Origin of the sequence: Prevotella aff. ruminicola Tc2-24 (assembly GCF_900110895.1) — a bacterium.
GTDB lineage: Bacteria > Bacteroidota > Bacteroidia > Bacteroidales > Bacteroidaceae > Prevotella.
In genome coordinates this window covers 112,170-129,164 of sequence record NZ_FOIQ01000002.1, presented here as the reverse complement: position 1 = coordinate 129,164, position 16,995 = coordinate 112,170, and the positions used below count along the sequence as shown (strand labels likewise).

The 16,995-nt window shown below is 51.5% G+C and carries 13 protein-coding genes and 1 pseudogene; 1 reads left to right on the top strand and 13 read right to left on the bottom strand.

Annotated elements, in window-relative coordinates:
* Positions 1-71: 71 nt before the first annotated feature.
* Entirely contained in the window at positions 72-1,376 is a 1,305-nt protein-coding gene (locus BMY63_RS04850; RefSeq protein ID WP_091915104.1) for an MATE family efflux transporter, read from the top strand.
* Here the strand turns inward: BMY63_RS04850 and BMY63_RS04845 are convergent.
* The 13 genes and pseudogenes from BMY63_RS04845 to BMY63_RS04790 form a co-directional block, all read right to left on the bottom strand.
* A pseudogene (locus BMY63_RS04845) lies at positions 1,334-2,410 on the bottom strand (PIG-L family deacetylase); the annotation flags it as partial. The gene BMY63_RS04850 and the pseudogene BMY63_RS04845 overlap by 43 nt on opposite strands.
* A gap of 82 nt (positions 2,411-2,492) precedes the next feature.
* Positions 2,493-4,151 (bottom strand): beta-N-acetylhexosaminidase, encoded by a 1,659-nt coding sequence (locus tag BMY63_RS04840; RefSeq protein ID WP_091915102.1) that lies wholly within the window; start codon positions 4,149-4,151, stop codon positions 2,493-2,495.
* Positions 4,152-4,157: 6 nt separating this feature from the next.
* Entirely contained in the window at positions 4,158-5,318 is a 1,161-nt protein-coding gene (locus BMY63_RS04835; protein WP_091915100.1) for an AraC family transcriptional regulator, read from the bottom strand.
* 14 nt (positions 5,319-5,332) lie between these two features.
* The gene (locus BMY63_RS04830) at positions 5,333-7,876 is read right to left on the bottom strand and encodes a glycoside hydrolase family 2 protein (protein ID WP_091915098.1); all 2,544 of its coding nucleotides are present in this window, start codon (positions 7,874-7,876) and stop codon (positions 5,333-5,335) included.
* Between the two features lie 17 nt (positions 7,877-7,893).
* Positions 7,894-8,715 carry an ROK family protein gene (locus BMY63_RS04825; RefSeq protein ID WP_091915096.1) on the bottom strand — a complete coding sequence of 274 codons (822 nt, stop codon included), beginning with the start codon at positions 8,713-8,715 and terminating at the stop codon, positions 7,894-7,896.
* Positions 8,716-8,926: 211 nt separating this feature from the next.
* The gene (gene dinB, locus BMY63_RS04820) at positions 8,927-10,054 is read right to left on the bottom strand and encodes a DNA polymerase IV (protein ID WP_091915094.1); all 1,128 of its coding nucleotides are present in this window, start codon (positions 10,052-10,054) and stop codon (positions 8,927-8,929) included.
* 30 nt (positions 10,055-10,084) lie between these two features.
* Entirely contained in the window at positions 10,085-10,648 is a 564-nt protein-coding gene (locus BMY63_RS04815) for an exonuclease domain-containing protein (protein ID WP_091900379.1), read from the bottom strand.
* A 765-nt stretch (positions 10,649-11,413) separates the two neighbouring features.
* The gene (locus BMY63_RS12450; RefSeq protein WP_256218942.1) at positions 11,414-11,536 is read right to left on the bottom strand and encodes a hypothetical protein; all 123 of its coding nucleotides are present in this window, start codon (positions 11,534-11,536) and stop codon (positions 11,414-11,416) included.
* Positions 11,537-11,567: 31 nt separating this feature from the next.
* On the bottom strand, positions 11,568-11,783 hold the full coding sequence (locus BMY63_RS04810) for a hypothetical protein (protein ID WP_091915092.1): 216 nt from the start codon (positions 11,781-11,783) through the stop codon (positions 11,568-11,570).
* 86 nt (positions 11,784-11,869) lie between these two features.
* Complete coding sequence (locus BMY63_RS04805; RefSeq protein ID WP_091915090.1) at positions 11,870-14,383, bottom strand: peptidase associated/transthyretin-like domain-containing protein; 2,514 nt, start codon at positions 14,381-14,383, stop codon at positions 11,870-11,872.
* A 22-nt stretch (positions 14,384-14,405) separates the two neighbouring features.
* Positions 14,406-15,293, bottom strand: a complete 888-nt coding sequence (locus BMY63_RS04800) for a GLPGLI family protein (protein ID WP_143065721.1) — start codon at positions 15,291-15,293, stop codon at positions 14,406-14,408.
* A gap of 17 nt (positions 15,294-15,310) precedes the next feature.
* Positions 15,311-16,552 (bottom strand): M56 family metallopeptidase, encoded by a 1,242-nt coding sequence (locus BMY63_RS04795; RefSeq protein WP_091915088.1) that lies wholly within the window; start codon positions 16,550-16,552, stop codon positions 15,311-15,313.
* Positions 16,549-16,941, bottom strand: coding sequence for a BlaI/MecI/CopY family transcriptional regulator (locus BMY63_RS04790; protein WP_091902456.1), 393 nt, complete (start codon positions 16,939-16,941; stop codon positions 16,549-16,551). Before BMY63_RS04790 ends, BMY63_RS04795 begins: the two co-directional genes overlap by 4 nt.
* Between the last annotated feature and the right edge of the window lie 54 nt (positions 16,942-16,995).

The following is a 16,995-nucleotide window of genomic DNA, read 5'->3' as shown; positions in this document are numbered from 1 at the left end:
AACGAGAAAAAATGCACTTTTTCTTGCAAAATGTGCGGTGGGAGTGCGATATTTCGTAATTTTGCATACGAATGAATCAGAGAGACCGACAGATCTTGCAGATCGCCTTGCCATCGATCATATCGAATATCACCGTGCCCTTGCTCGGGATGATCGATGTGGCTATCGTGGGACACATGGGTAGTGCCGTCTATATCGGGGCGGTGGCGGTCGGCTCGATGATCTTCAACCTGGTCTACTGGCTTTTCGGTTTCCTGCGGATGGGCTCGAGTGGACTGACAGCACAGGCCTTGGGTCGGCGTGACCTCCCGGAGGTTGGACGTTTGCTGTTACGCTCGATGGCCATCGCCTTGGGTATTGCCTTTGTCCTGTTGGTCCTCCAGGTGCCACTGCGGCTCATGATGTTCTGGTTGATCGGTCCGACAGCCGACGTGCAGCCATCGGCCACCACCTATTTCTACATCGTGGTCTGGGGCGCTCCGGCCTCTCTGGGACTGTTCAGTCTGTCGGGTTGGTATATCGGCATGCAGAACACCCGTATTCCCATGCTGATCTCCATCACTCAGAACGTGATCAACATCCTAGTGAGTCTGCTGTTGGTTTATGGATTCGGCATGAAGATCGAGGGAGTGGCCCTTGGAACGGTCATCGCACAGTATGCGGGCTTCCTCATGGCGGTAGGTCTGTTCTTCCGTTACTACGGTCGTCTGCGCTGTTATCTGGTTCTGCAAGGCACGTTCGTCCGCACGGCGATGAGCCGTTTCTTCCATGTCAACCGTGACATCTTCCTCCGCACACTGTGCCTGGTTCTGGTGAACCTCTTCTTTACATCCGCTGGTGCCCGTCATGGGGCAGTGATCCTTTCGGTCAATACGGTGATGATGCAGCTCTACCTGTTCTTCTCTTATTTCATGGACGGCTTTGCCTATGCCGGAGAAGCGCTGGGAGGCCGTTATTACGGGGCAGGCAACAAACTGGTGTTCCGTGAGACGGTCCGCCACCTGTTTGGCTGGGCTGTGCTGATGACCGTGTTCTTTACCTTGTTGTATATGGTGGGAGGACAAGCGATCGTGGGTATCCTGACTGACGAGCCACAGGTGCTGGCAACCTCGTACGACTATCTGTGGTGGGTCTGGCTTATACCAACTGCCGGAGCGGCGGCCTTCATCTGGGATGGGCTGTTCATCGGGATGACAGCCACCAGAGGGATGTTGGTATCGTCGTTGGTGTCGGCCCTGTTGTTCTTCGTCATCTACGGGCTGACGGCCGGCATACTAAAAAACCATGGCCTGTGGTTGGCCATGGTTGTCTATCTGCTCATGAGAGGGGTCATTCAGACGATATGGTACTCCACGAAGGCCTCCATGGCCTCGTAACATGCCAGACCGAGATCATCATAGCGCTTCGCCGTGTCGCGGTTGCGATCCTCGGCACGCTGCCAGAACAGTCGCTCGTCATTACCCATGAACGGGGCACTCTCCATCTGACTCTGATGGCGCAGGATGGCATTACGCTTCTCACGTAGTTCCTCCGGACTCATCGGCACGCACATCTCGATGTCGGCCACATCCCATTCTGCCCAGGCACCGCGGTACATCCATACACGGCAGTCCTTCAGCCACTCTGCACCCGCTTTCTTCTCCTCGTCGATAGCAGCCAGAACAGCGTCGGTACATTTCTTGTGGGTGCCATGAGGATCGGCCAGGTCGGCAGCCACGTAGATCTGATGAGGCTTCACCTCCGCGATGAGTTGCTGGATCGGTAGCACATCGTTCTCCGACATCGGCAGCTTTTCGATCTTGCCGCTCTCGTAGAAGGGCAGGTCGAGGAAGTGGATGTGATCGCTGTTGATGCCGTTGTAGCCACAGGCCAGTCGGGCCTCGCCACGACGGATGAGGCCTTTCAGGCGCAGCACCGTCTCATTGTCGAGATCACCCTCTTTCTTCTGTTTCAGGAAGGCCTTCACCGACTGGTAGCTGTACTTGATTACCTCGTCGGAGCCGTTGGCGAAGATCTTGTTGAAACCGTTGATGAAATGCATGAAGCGTGTCACCTCCTCGTCGCCGACGGCGATATTGCCGGATGTCTCGTAGGCGATGTGCACGTCATGTCCCTGCTGCATCAGTCGACGGATGGTGCCACCCATGGAGATGACATCATCATCGGGGTGTGGGGAGAAGACGATGACACGCTTGGGGTAGGGCGTGGCGCGCTCCGGACGGTAGGTGTCGTCGACGTCGGGCTTTCCACCGGGCCATCCGGTGATAGTGTGCTGCAGTTCGTTGAACACCTCGATGTTTACCAGACCGGCTTGTCCGTCAAACTCCTTGACGAGCTGTCCCAGTCCGTTGTCCACATAATCCTTTGTGGATAGTTTCAGTAAAGGCTTCCCGACTTTCTGGCACAGTTCGATAACCTGCCGGCGCAGTTTGTGGTCGGGCATCTTAATCTGAGAAGTGAGGTTTAAGTTCATATATATAGTGCTTTGGTATTTAAAAAACTTCTCTGTTTTGTTTGTATAGCTCGGGCCATACATGCAAGCCATAGGTAAGGCCGTATTTGCGGTAGAGCTGTACGAGTCTGTCGAGACGCGGGAGGAACTGCTGGTAGTCTTTCTTCGCGGGATCCAGCCATTGCACTTCCGCCAGGGCTGCCATACGTGGCAGCACCTGATACTCGGCCAGTTCCTTGATGGGGATATACTCCGTCCAGAGGTTCGCCTGAACACCCAGGATATGGCTGGCATCCTGTGGGGCCGCGGTATCGCTCAGCGGCTCGTAGTTGTACACTTTCTCTACGGTGAGACAACCGCCGATGAGCTTCGGCTCGAAGTAGTCGTCATCGATCTGGTATTTGTCGAAGTAAGCATAGTCCGACGGAGCCATGATCACGTCGAAGCCCTTCGCTGCGGCCTTGATGCCTGGCTCCGATCCTTGCCACGACATGATGGTGGCGGTGGTGTCGATGCCGAAGTCGGCAATCTCGTCCCAACCGATGAGACGGCGCCCATGCTGGGTCAGGTATTTGTTGATGCGACGGGTGAAATAGCCCTGTAGCAGATCCTCTGCACTGACCTTACCATCGCTCTTGATCTGCTCCTCATCGATACGCTTCTGGCAGAGAGGGCATTTCTCCCATTTCGTCTTGGGTGCCTCGTCACCGCCGATATGGATATACTTTGATGGGAAGATGTCCATCACCTCGTCGAGCACCCCCTCCATGAAGGCGAAGGTCTCCTCCTTACCGGCACAGAGGATATCGCTATAGATGCCCCAGAAATGACCTACCTCGTAGGGTCCACCGGTACAGCCGAGCTCCGGGTAGCTGGCCAGGATGGCTAACGTATGACCGGGCATCTCGATTTCGGGGATGACGGTGATATGGCGCTCCTCGGCATACTTCACGATATCGCGCAACTGCTCCTGGGTGTAGTAGCCACCGTAACGGGTATGGTCGTCGACGCTTGAGTTACGGCCCAGAACAGTTCCTGAACGGTAGCCACCGACCTCCGTGAGTTTGGGGTAGCGTTTGATCTCTATTCTCCAGCCCTGATCGTCTGTCAGGTGGAAGTGAAACACGTTCATGTTGTGCAAGGCCAGCAGGTCGATGTATTCCTTGACGAAGTCCGTGTCGAAGAAATGACGGCACACGTCAAGGTGCATGCCCCGATAGCCGAAGCGTGGACTGTCGGCGATGGTGGCGGCGGGCAGGATCACCTGCTCCCGTACACTGTCGCAGGGCAGCGCCTTCCTGAGCATCTGGATACCGTAGAAGACACCGGCAGGTGTCGCACCGCTGATGCTGATGCCTTTCTGACTGATGCTGACACGATAGCCCTCCTTCGACGGGACGGTCTGGTCCAGTCGGAGCGTGATGGCGTTCTTCACCTTACCGCTTCCCATCTGCACCTCGATACCGGTGTTGGTACGGATGTACTCCTGGAGGAACTGGGCGTTGCGTGTCATCGCTCCGTCGTTATCGGCTATGATGACGGTGTTCTTGTCAAGGACAAACGGTTTCCCCTTCTGCATGACGATCTGGTCAGGGAGAGGTACCACCTGATAATCTGCGGTGACCTGTGCATGGGCGGTCAGCACCGTTGAACAGAGGATGCCGATGGTCAGGCAGACCTGCGAATAGATTCTTTTCATTGTTGGTCAGATTTTATATTTTTTCTTATATTCCAGTGGTGTCATCCCTTTATATGCCTTGAACTGACGAGCCAGGTTCTTGGCATCGTTGAGGCCGACCATGACAGCCAGCATGTCGAGTGGCTCGTTGGTAGTCAGTAGCAGTTGGGCGAGTTTCTCCATACGGAGCTTGGAGATGTAGTCGTAGATGGTGACGCTGGTCTCCTCCCGGAACTCTTGTTCCAGGAGGCGACGCGACACTGACACCTGTGCGACGACATCGCCGACACAGATTGGATGAGAGATATTTGTGTGGATATACCACAACGCTTTTAACACATTGGGATTGGTCGTAGCAAAGATGTCGGTAGAGGTCCGCTCGGTGATGCCGGTATCATGGACGATGATGTCATTGGGCTTCATGTCCCAGTGTTCCTTCATCTTCATGATCAGATCGGCTGTCTCGTAGCCGGCCTTCTCCACATCGAGGTCCATGCTCGACAGCTCCGGATAGGAGAGTCGGCAGGTGAGATCGTCGTTGTCGACGCCGAGCACGGCCACGTCGACGGGCACGCGCAGCGACATCGTGTTACAGAGCTCGATGATGATGTTCGCTCTTGTGTCGTCGCAGGCAAAGATAGCGACGGGCTTGGGAAGGGCCGACAGCCACTCTTTCAGTGGCTGACTCTCGTAGTGCCAGAGCTCGTCGAGACTCTGTTTCTTGAACTCGAAGATATACTTGTCGCTGATGCCGTTCTCTGTCAGATAATCCCTGAAGCCTTTTCCGCGCTCATCGCTCCATATCACATCCTCGTAACCGTAATAGGCAAAGTGCTTGAAGCCCTTGATGAAGTAGAACTCGGCGGCCTTCTTTCCCGAAGCGGTATAGTCGCTGGTGATATTGGGAATCTCTGTGAACCGCTGTTTATAGTCCTGAGCGATGGCGATGATGCCGGCCTCCTTGAAGAGCGACACCTCGTCGTCGGGCTCAAACTGTGCGATGATGGCATCGGCATCCCAGTTCTTGGCCCATTCCACGACCTTCGGGATGCCGTATGTCTTACGGAACGACGGTGGCATGCGGCAGATGACCCAAGGCTCTGTCTGATGGGAGTATTTCAGGATGCCGCGTAACAGCTTGGTCGCGTAGGTCTCCGTGAAGTCTGTCGAGAGGATGAGCTTGGTCATAGGCTTCTGTCGTTTTAATAGCTCAGTACGTCGGCTGCGAACTTCACATCACGGGGCAACACGCAGCTGACGGTCTTCTCGCCACGGGGCTCGATGGTGATATAGTTGTCACTGAAGGTCACACCGTCGATGATCTTTCCCTTCTTGTCCTTGAGGACGATACGGAGCAGATAAGCCACCTGGTCGGAGGGGTTGCTGACGGTCAGCAGAATCTGTCGTCCCTGTGCCTCCTTGACCTTCACCTTGCACTTAGCAGGCTGCTGACCGCCGATGGCGGTATGGTCGGCATGTTTCAGTATCGGGGTTCTGGTCCAGTCGGACTTAGGCCAGTCGTAGACATCGTTGGTGGTGGCCAGGGCATACTCGTTCTCTGCGATGGTCTTTCCGTCAGCCTGACAGCTGAGGAAGAGATAACCGTTGTCCTCTGTCAGCTCCACGGTGTCGAAGGCTTTGACGGAGCCCAGTGCCGGAACGGTCACGGTCACCTTTTTATTGCCTAATGCCTTTCCGCTGACGCCATAGACCTTCATGGTGGCCGTGATGGTGACAGGCTGGAGGGTGCTGTTGACGGCACGGACGTCACGGTTCAAGTGACTGTAGATCAGCTGAACGGGCTCACAGGCCTTCTTCACACTATAGAAAGAAGCGTTAGGCCGCAGGAAATGGTCGTAGAGCTGCCAGTAGAGACTCGGACGTGCAGCGTTCAGCATCCACTGGATCAGAGCTGTCGCCTTCGGACTGTTGTATCTGAAAGACTCGAACATGGCTCTGGTACCGTCGTAGTTCACCATGTTTGCCTTCCTGAGGAAGTCGTCGATATCCTTGGCCTCACCATAGCGGTTGGCGACGGTCTCCTTCAGGATGTCGAGGTTGTTGAATGCCTCAGCGGCAGAGGTGCAGAGGTAGTTCCATGTGCTGTCGAGCGGCCATAGCTTGTTGCCGAGCATCTGCTGTAACGACTCCTTGACAGGGAGTTGGGCACCGATGCCTGTCTCGGTGTTGAAGCCGAAGGCACCGCCCGGTGCCTCCTCGGCATACCAGTAGGATGGTGCTACGTAGTCGTAGGGACCAGCCATCTTGGTGCCGGATGTGCCAGAGAGATTACTTTCCATCTCCTTGGCGGAGATGATATAAGGACGGTCGTCGATGACTTTCCGTGCCCACTCATAGTGATACTCCAGGGCAGGGATAGGCAGCTTGTCGCTGCCGACAAACCAGGCGATGATCGACGGATGGTTGCGCAGGTAGCGCAGCTGGTCGTCATATTCCCTTGCGATCAGCTGAGCCTCCTCGTCGGTGAGGATGCCACCGTATCGCTCGTCGCAGGGCTTACCCAGGTAAGAGTCCCACTCCCAGAAGCAGCTCCATCCGGCGAGCAGCAGGATTCCCTTCTCGTCGCACAGGTCGTAGAGTGCCTGAGATGTTCCCCAGAAGCCCTCCAGACGAACGGTGTTCATGTTCATCTGCTTGACCAGCTCCAGCTGACGGTCGTAGCTGGCGGCATCATCGCGCAGGAAGATATCGTCGGTCCAGCCGGCACCGAGGAGCTGGATGCGCTGCCCGTTGAGGGTGAAGGCACGGTAGCCGTCGTTGGTGATGAAGCTGCCTACCTCACGGATGCCGAAGCGTACCTCTTTGGTGTCGCTCAGGGTCTGGTCGGCCTTGAACGCCAGCGACAGGTCGTACATCTCGGGCTTGCCCATGGTGTAGCACCACCAGAGGCGCGGGTTCATCACATGCAAGGCTGCCATCTCGTTCTCGTCCAGTCGGACCGTCCTGACTTGTCCTGCACGCAGGGTGACGGGTAGGGCATATTCCTGACCCTCGAAGGTGCATACCAGTTGACCGCTGACGTCGTGGTCGCTCAGGTTGCGCAGTTGGGCCTCCACGTCCAACCAAGCCTCCTTCATGGTGTTCAGGTTGACTCGTGAACAGACACGCGGTGACTCAATCACCACGTCACCACAACGCTGCACGCTTACTGGACGGACGATACCCATGCTCTCGTCCAGTGGGCGCGGGTTCCAGTCTACGAAGCCGATATTGAAGTCACCGGGGTTGCATTTGAAGGTCTCCACCACCAGGGTGTTCTCCTCCTTGGCTGTGCCTGTGACATCGACGGCAAAGGTGCTGAACGGCCCTCGTACGGTATCGCGCGAGGCTACCAGTTTTCCATTCAGATAGATGTTGGCGCTGTAGCCCAGTCCCTCGAAGAGCAGTCTGACATGCTCATGATCCTTCAGTCCGTCCAGACGGAAGTTCTTCTTGAAGAACCAGGGTACGAGGAACCGACTGTTGTTGTATTGCTTATAGTTATCTCTCTCCAACAGTCTCGGATACTCCCCGTTGGCAACGAGAGTGCCCATGACCGTCGAAGGGACATGAGTGGCATACCAGGATGCGGATGATTCCTTGCCGGTAGAGAGGGCGGCTCCGTCTGTGCCGACGATGGCCGACGACTGGCACTCCCATCCGTCAAGCAGTTCTGTGGTCTGTGCCTGTGCACCTAATGTGCAGAAGCAGATGGCCGTGAGAATACTTATTTTTCGGTGTTTCATATCCTTAATGCGATTGATTATTCGTCTAACATGGCAGCACCCAGCAGGGCTGCGTCTTTCAGTTTAGAGGGAGCGATGTGCAAGCGGGTTACCGACTCCTGATAAGGGAACTCCTTGAGGCGTTGGTACATCGCGTCCTTGAAATAGGGGAACGCTTCGGTGATCCCTCCGCCCAATAGGATGGCTTGTGGATCATAGGCATAAAGGATAGCCTCCATCAGGCAGCCGAGGTTATCACCGAAGAGGCACCATGTTTTCAGTGCCTGTCCATCATTCTCTCTCGCTTTTTCCCCTAACTCGACACCTGTTGTCTCAAAGGCGTCGAAGAATCGGCTGGCGCAGAAATGCTCATAGTCCTTTCCCTTGAAAGGCAGCGAACCGATCTCGCCAGCTCCCGTGTTGTGTCCGTTGTACAGTTTCCCGTTAAAGATAAGACCAGTGCCGATACCTGTACCGATGGTCAGTCCGACAAAGTCGTTGTAGTTTTTTCCTTCCCCGAAGTAATGCTCACCCAGGGTAAAGCAGTTAGCGTCGTTGTTGATAAAAGCTGGTCTGTGGAACTCGTCCTCAAGAATCTGTCTGAGATGTACTTCTTTCCACGACGGGATGTTGGCAACATTGTAGACGATCCCTCTTTCGCGGTCCACGACAGAGGGAACGCCTACGCCAATTGATGTTACTTCTTCCGACATCACCTTTTTGATAAGTGCGAGAATCTGTTCCAACACTTCTTTCTCCGTGCCCTTCGGACAGGGTGCGGTCTGTTTGCTGATGAGTCGGTTTTGGTCAACAAGTCCAACTCGAATGTTAGTGCCTCCTAAATCAATTCCAATCTTCATAACTCTTTTTTTTGGTAAAGAAGGTTTTTAGTTATCAGTATGTTACAATCTATTTATGTGAAAAATCTGGTGCAAAGATAAGCGTAATGTTTGATATAAAAAAAGAATTTTGCGTTTGTTTTTCCTCAAAATGCGCAAAACATCATTTTTTCACCCTTAAAACCCTCAATATCCGTAAAACACCCCTCCGTAGGTGATGTCGCGATCACCCTTAGTTGGGGGGCCAGTCTTCGAACTCCAGCTCCAGTTCAACCCATCGTGGCTGTTCGTTGGTCTGCTCATCCCGATGGTTCGATACACCCAGCCCCAGCAGGCGGATCGGGTGTGAGTAGTGGTCAACCTCCTGCATCAGTCTCTTGGCCAGGGGGAGTATATCGTCTTTTGTCCGCAGGAGGTAGCCAGTGGTGATACTTCTGGTGATCTGCTGGTAGGACTGGTAGCCGGTATGTCCATCGGTAGCGGTCATCACCTTGGCCTTCAGGGTCAGCGTGTATCCTTCGAAACCACTTTTCTCGATGCGGCGTACCAGTTCAAGCACAGTGTGATATAGTTCGACGGTGACAGCCGCATCGCTGCTGATATCAGTCTCGAAGGTGCGCTCGCAGCTGACCGATTTCCGCTCCCATTCCGAGATGACCGGACGCTCGTCGATACCTCTGGCGAACTCGTAGAACACATGTCCCATCTTCCCGAACTCCTGTGTGAGGCGGGTCAGCGACTGTTTCTTCAGGTCGGCTCCGGTGAAGATACCCATGTGGTGCATCTTCTCGGCCGTCTTCTGTCCCACACCCCAGATCTTCTGAACGTTCAGCTGTTCGATGAATGCGACAGCCTTGTCGGGATGTATCACCGTCAGACCGTCGGGCTTGCGCCAGTCGGATGCAATCTTCGCCAGGAACTTACAATAGCTCACCCCGGCAGAGGCTGTCAGGCCGGTTGTCTCCTTGATGCGTTGCTTGATCTCCCTGGCAATATCCACTGCAAGAGGTATGCCTTTCTTGTTGTCCGTTACGTCGAGGAAGGCCTCGTCGAGCGATAGCGGCTCAATCAGGTCGGTATAGTCGAGGAAGATGCTCCGTATCTGTTGTGACACCTCTTTGTATTTATAGAAGTGGGGCTCAACGATGATCAGTGGTGGACAGAGGCGTTTGGCAACTTGTATTGATTGGGCTGAGTGTACGCCGTAGCGGCGGGCCTCGTAGCTGGCGGTCGATACCACACCTCTCGCCTCGTCGTGCCCTACGGCGACGGGCTTACCTCTCAACTCGGGATGGTCGCGCTGCTCTACCGCCGCGAAGAACTGGTCCATGTCCACGTGTATGATCTTCCGCTCTGCCATCTTCTTTTGTTCTATCCGGGAACTCAACCGTTATAGGAGGTATAATGCTATTGCGGCGCAGGCTTCTGCATCGGCCAGAGCATGGTGATGGTGCTGCAGGTCGTAGCCACAGGCTGCGGCAACGGTGTGGAGCTGGTGGTTAGGCAGTGCATGGCCGAACTGCCGACGGGATGCAGTGAGCGTGTCGAAGAAACGGTAGTCGGGGTAGTCCATCTGATAGACCTTGAAAACCGCTTTCAGGCATCCCTCATCGAAACGTGCATTATGGGCAACGAATGGGATCGCACTCAGCCTTTCGTGCAGGCACGAGGGCTCTTGCTGCTCCGTCGCTTGATCGGGAAAGAACACATCCGTCAGGCGTTCTTCTAATCGCCGCCATACTGTCGAGAAGACTGGTGCTTCGTCTGTATCCTGTTGACTCAGTCCGTGTACGCGCTGGCACCAATAATGGTAGTAGTTCGGCTCTGGCTGGATGAGGCTATAGAAGGTATCGACCACCTGCCCTTTACGTACCATGACCGCTCCCACAGAGCAGACACTCGACGGTTCCTGGTTGGCCGTCTCGAAGTCGATAGCGATGAAGTCTCTAAGCATACTTGTGCAAAGATAAGCATTTTCTATGAGATATGGGCGTTTTTTGCGGTATATTTGTATACTTTGGAGTGCAAAAACAAATCCTAAATATCATAACATATGACACCAAACAAGCAACTGAAAACTACTACTGTTTGGCGCGGTGATTGGACAATTGGACAATTGGACAAAACTTAAATTCGATTGGAACAGACGGTGCTAATGACAAGAATTTAATTATATTATATATTATAATATATAATATAATTAATATAATATAATATATTAATTATTTTTTTCTTTGTCTTGACTTCGACAAAGAAAAAACTTTTTGTCCAATTGTCCAATTGTCCAATTTTGATTCAACGTTTTTCAGGGATAAAACTGCTTCGGCAAAGTGAATATTGATAGAATAAATTTACAAAATCGGCACTTCCGAAGGCAAGGCTACGGAAGGCTCCCTGCAATGGTACGGTTTGCTCGGAGGAAAGCAGGCGTTTCGTCGGAGGAAAGTCCGACTTTGCCCGGAGGAAACCCCGAGGGCGCTGAAACGCCCTGAAAATGGGGTGTTCAGGGGCGCCAGAGCACCTGATAAATTTTGTTTACTTCCGTAGGAAGGAACGAGCAGCGGCGGAGGTTGATTGATGAAATTGGGTGCAAGATGGGTGCAACTTTGAAACGTGAGAAAAAGAAAAGTCCCGTAAATCATCGATTTACAGGACTCTTTTTAAGGCGCTTCAGGATGATGGGCTTGAACCAGCGACAGCCCATCAAGAAAGGAGAGATCTATAGTCGGTTCTTTTCTTCGTTACCAGCACCTGTGCCTTTGTACTTGCTTCGGGTGGTATTGAAATTATACGAGAGTGACACTCCGATGTTCTGCGTATAGAGATAGGCATCCTTGGTCATCGTAGTTACGGGATAGTAGCCCGTCCAGCGTTCACGGAGGTTGCGGAAGATGTCGTTGGCAAAGAGAGCGGCTGTCGGGCTTGCCGCCAGAGACGGTCGTGTACAGTTCTCGACTCATGTCATCGGCATACGAGGCGATGGCGACCTCTATGTCATCCTTCTGCCAGTCGAGCGTGGAGTGGGCATAGATGCGCTGCTTCTGGTGCAGGAAGCTGTAGGCGGTCTCGATGCTGTCTTTTGTAATCACGTACCTTATTATATTTATATATTATCTTTGCAATTTCCATCGCAAAGATACGAAAAATATTCGAATGTTGTTACACTTTTAAACTCTTATGGTCGAAAATAGATGCTTAGTAAGAGTTCGCGACCGCGGATGGGCTGCGATTCTGAGATAGACATCATCTCGTTGTAAATGGTGTGAGAGTAATGGTTGACATTGAATATATTGTTGAGGGTTAAGGCCAGTTCAAGATTGGAACGGAACTTCAAGATGGCTTTTGAGTCCATCAGGAAATAGTCGGAATATTGGCGGGTGGCAATCTCATTATGATAGTATTCGCCTATCAGAGAGAAGGATAGTTTCCTGATGGGCGAATAATAGAGTGAGAAACTATGCTCAAAGTCGCGTAGGGTAGTTGCTCCACCATCGTCTACGCACAAATGGCTGGAATTGTATTCCAGTTCGTACTTCCAGTTGAGTTTGCGGAAGAGAGTACCGTTGACGATGGCATCAAGCGACAAGGAGTTGTTGCGATAGGCTGTCAGAGCATCGTCTGTCATCATCTCACGATCGAACTGCAACCAGCGGGCATAGAGTTTAAACATACCGCCAACGAGTGGAAACAAGGTTTCGATATTGCCATTGACGAGCCATGAGCGACTATGATTTGGACTGAGCATCAAGCCGTTGATGAGCCAGTTGCCATCAAACGATTGAATAGACACAAACGGGTTCTTGTTCCACATATGGCTGACAGTAAGGAAACCGAATATGCCATTAGTTGTGTTCTGATAGAAAGTCGATAGTGTCAGGCTCTTTCCCGTTGCCGTGCCGTATTCGGTGGTGCCACGTGTCATGGTGCGGTAGTTGGTCATCAATAGGCCATCATAATGACTGCTGATGTTATAAGGATTCTCGCTGATGTCGCCTGTGAGTGATAGTGACAAATGGGGAATGCCACGATAGGACACACCCAGACTGGTGCCATAGCTCACATCGTCGCGCTTGCTACCATCGAAATCGTAGTGATAGTAGTTTAACGGTAGTCGGAACGTAAAGTTGAAATCACGATGTGGATATCTCAGCGTAGGTGTGAGATAAGTTTGGTAACGATACGTGTGATAGTTGTTCAGACGACGATTGATGTAGTTCATACCGCCCTCCATCGCCACGACAAACATGCCCATACCTAAGTCGTAGTTCACATGCTGGTCGCTGTAGAATGAGCGACGGTTCAGCTCTTGGCGGTATGGCTGAACCCCACTCATGACAGAGGTGTATTGCGGTAGCCAGTCCATCTGATGGTGTGAGTTAAGAGTCAAGGCGTTCTTGCCTTTACGATGAATAAACTCAAGCGTATTGCTCAACTGATGGTGCGGCTGATAGAGGTGTTGTGAGGTATTATAAGTACCAGTTGTCTGTACATCGCCGTCATGCCAGTCTAACTCTGCCCGTAGTATGTTGTTCAGATAGTTGCTGTCGCGGTTTACCTCAGCAGTCAGTTTTACGGAAAGCTCTTGAAGACCGTTCTTGCTGTGCAGACGATCTTCTATCAGGCGACTCCCTTCGGCGAGGAAATATACCGAGTTCGTTTGGTGGTCGGCATGTTGGCGGTCTGAAAGGTATGATACCTGTGCATCGAGTGTTGCGTCTTGACCAATGCCGAAGATCCAATTGGTTGACAGCAGGTGCGACTTATTGAATAGAGTCCTGTTCTGCTTTAATTCCGACAGACGGTCTACTGGAAGAGACAGATAATCCGTCTCATGGAATTCTTGTCTTGGTGGTTCCAGAAATGAGGCATGCTCACGAATGTCGTTCAGAAGGTCCTCGCCCGTATTGTTAGTCTTATAGGTAGAGATCATTTGCCACTGTTTACTGAACATCATAGTAGTGAGGTTGCTATTCCACAGTGATGGTAAGCCGATGGCTGCCTGAATGGTGGTTATCAAGTGCGACTTCGAGCCGTCTTTCAGTCGCAGGTTGATGGCAGCCTGTTCCGACTCAGACAGGCTCTTCAAGGCTTTGATTGGCTGATGATTGGTCATCACCTCCACACTGCTCACATCCTGATGCTCTACGCCTTTCGTAGCCAAACCATATTTTCCTTGTAATAAGTCCTTACCCTCTATATAGAACTTGTTGATGGGCATGCCGTTATACGATATCTTACCATCGTTGGCCACCTGTATGCCTGGCATTTTCTTCAGTACATCGCCAATGGAACGGTCGCCGTCTTTGGCGAAGGTGGCCACATGATATATTAAGGTGTCGCCTCGTTGACGTATCTTCCGTGCTTTGACTTTCACTTCCTTCAGTTCGATGACCGATTGTTCCAATGCCACATCATATATTGTCCGACCTGCCGTTAGGTTGATGGTCTTCTTTTTATAGCCGATGATAGAGAAATGAAGATACTCCCCTGCAACAGTAAGAGTATATGTTCCATCTGTTTTGGTCTGGGTAAACCCTTTCATCTTGTTCTCCTGATCTCTTGCCGACACAATAACTTTGCCAAGCGGTTTCCCACTCTGGCTGTCAGTAACATATCCTGATATCTTCACCTGTGCAGAGACAATAAGGGCTAGACCTGTCATCAGACAGGTAAATAGTAACCTCTTCATATTCAGTTGGTTTTGTTGTTTTTTACTTGTAGTCTAACTCTATTAAATCATAGGGATCTTCGTTTTCTGGAGGTTCTTTTCCAAGCATAATGGCATCTGAGTTAAGCTTCTTTATCATGTCAAGTCGACTTTTCCATTGACTGCGTAGCTCTGTCAGACGATCTGTAGGCTTATATCTTTGTCCATTAAAGGGTTGCGACAAGTAGATACGTTTGCCAACGGGCTTTTCTATGCCCTGCAGCAGCCAACCGTACTCGCCAGTTGAGTCCTCAACAGATACGATCAAGCCAGGTAAACCAAAGAACTTATAAGGACCATCACTTATGGGAATCTCTTCTGTGAACCATGCTGTGTAGTCGCGCCCTCGCCATCTGCATGTGGCTTTTTGACAGGCGTAACCTAAGATCGACATGGTGTCGGACTGTATCTCCCAGTCCTGTGGTATCATAGCTTCTGTGTATTTCGTTCGTCCATGCCAGCCGTTATGCACTAACATAGAATCCTGTACGGGATAGTTCTTATAGGTTTCTTCAAGATTTCCGCCAGGCATGATTTGCGTCATCTTTTCCAGACGACTTGTCTTGTTGCCGCCCTTAACTTTCATGGCTTCACGAATTCGACGTTGATATTCCTGCTTGGCTTGTGACGTTGTATGGAGAAGAGAGTCGCCCTCGAGTTCTTTCAGGCTATAGTACTTTGAGATGTTGCGCCCCACCTCTACACAAAACAGTTCGTGCTCCTTAAACTGATATGAACGGAGTGTAGGGTATGTGGTATGATCATACACACAGAAGATCTGCACGGTATCAATCACCTGCCAATGCCAGAAGGTTTCTTGTATCTGGGCTGAGGTGGGACTCGAGTGCCAGAGACATAGCCATAAGATCATGGTTAGGGGAGTTGGTCTCATTGTTACTCTTGGTTGGGTTATTCAAGTTTCATTGTTATCTTTTGGAAGGTCATGTCGCTTTTAACTGGTATAGAGACTGTTGCCATGCCAATGTTCATGAAGTCGACGGCGGAACCTTTCGGTACTTGGAGTTTGAATTTGCCATCGAAGTCGGTGATTGTCCCGGATGTGCCATCGTGTACCTTGACGATGGTTCCCGTAAGGGGATGGCCTTCCATGTCGATGACTGTACCAGAAATGGTGACAAGTACGATGTCGGACTGTTGTTCAGACCTCTGGACGTTCTGATTTCTGTTTGTCTTAGATACAGGGGACTTTGCCACCTCCTGGGGCACAGATGTCTGGATGGTATCGGCTGCAGGACTGGTGAGAGAGAGGTTTTCTACCTGATAGTCGATAATGGTCTTGGCATTCAGGGCCAGGGTGATGGCAACGATGGGTAGGAGATAGAGAACCTTGAGCAGGCGAGATGGCTTGGAACGATGACGAGCCATCATCTGAAAGCGGTTTTTCAGCGTTCGCTGACTGATGGCATTTGCCAATGTACACTCCAGTTTGGCGTTGGCTCTGTCCATCAGCAGGTTCAGGTAGTGATGGGCATCCACGCCGCCAGAGAGCACACTGGCATCTGCCTCGTATTCGTGAACAGCACGCAGCTCACGTCCTATCAGCCAGATGGCAGGGTTAAACCACTGTAAGGCTATAACCAACTCCATCAGCAGGAGATCGAAGGAGTGGTAACTATCGATATGTGCCCGCTCATGAACTAGCAAGGCCCTATCTTGCAGCTGATAGTCCCAACGGGAGAAGACAATCGTGTTCCACCAACTAAAGGGTGCTATATCCTGAGGACAAACAGCAATCGTGGTGCCATCAGCCTGAGGATGATGCTCACAATGACGAATCAGGCGGTGGAGTCGATAGATACTGAAGGCTGTATGCAGCATCTTTAATACCATCCCTGTGAGATAGACAGCGAACAGCCATAGAAGAGGATTATAAACTGCAGATTGAGAGGATGCGGAATGGGAATCAGCATGGAAGGTTGTACTATCAGACGGCATGGAGGCTGTTGTCACTGTCTTGTGTAGGGTCATCTCACACAGTGGAAGGATAAAGGCCATCAAGACAGACAGGAGCAGTATGGCACGATTGAAGCGATGGAAGGTCTCGCGTTCCATCAGCAGTCGATAGAATAGATAGAATACTGCGAGCAGTATTGCCACCTTACCTATATATAGAAGAAGTGGAGCCATCATTTCTTTTTCTCAATTTTGTGCATCAACTCTTTCAACTCGGCAACTTCTTCTTCATTGTAATGCTCTTTCTGGGCAAAGAAGCTGACAAGTGAAGAAAAAGAACCGCCAAAGAAGGTGTCCTTGACATCGCTGATATATGAATAGGTATAGTCGTCTTTGCTTACCAAAGGGGAAAACAGATTGGCCTTACCCTTCTTCTCTGGTTTGACAAACCCCTTCTCTGTCAGAATCTTCATGAAGGTGAGGATTGTCGTATAGGCGGGTTTGGGGTCAGGATAGCGCTCAATGATGTCTTGAATGAATCCTTGTTGCTCAGGCAGAGCCCATAAGATATTCATCACCTGCGTCTCTGCCTTAGTCAGTTGGCGTGCTGCTTTTTTCTCTTTCATACGGTGGTTGTCTTGTTCTTGGCTGCAAATATATACTAAAAGTTTAGTAGAACA